The sequence below is a fragment of the Bacillus sp. SIMBA_031 genome, assembly GCF_046535225.1.
In the GTDB taxonomy this organism is placed as follows: Bacteria; Bacillota; Bacilli; order Bacillales; family Bacillaceae; genus Bacillus; species Bacillus velezensis.
Map to the genome: position 1 here is coordinate 1 of NZ_JAWRXC010000634.1, position 240 is coordinate 240.

Annotated in this window: 1 protein-coding gene; it reads left to right on the forward strand. The window is 52.9% G+C overall.

What is annotated here, in order from left to right; translation table 11 throughout:
* The coding region (locus SB724_RS21625; RefSeq protein ID WP_410573109.1) for a glycogen/starch/alpha-glucan phosphorylase at positions 1-240 on the forward strand (240 nt) is incomplete at both ends.

Sequence of the window (240 nt, forward strand, 5' to 3'; positions counted from 1 at the left end):
TGGGTACCGCGCGTGAATATTTTTGGCGGTAAGGCGGCTTCGGCCTATTACATGGCGAAGCACATTATTCATTTGATCAATGACGTAGCGAAAGTGATCAACAACGATCCGCAGATTGGCGACAAGCTGAAAGTCGTGTTCATCCCGAACTACAGCGTTAGCCTGGCGCAGTTGATCATTCCGGCGGCCGATCTGTCTGAACAGATTTCGCTGGCGGGGACGGAAGCTTCCGGCACCAGT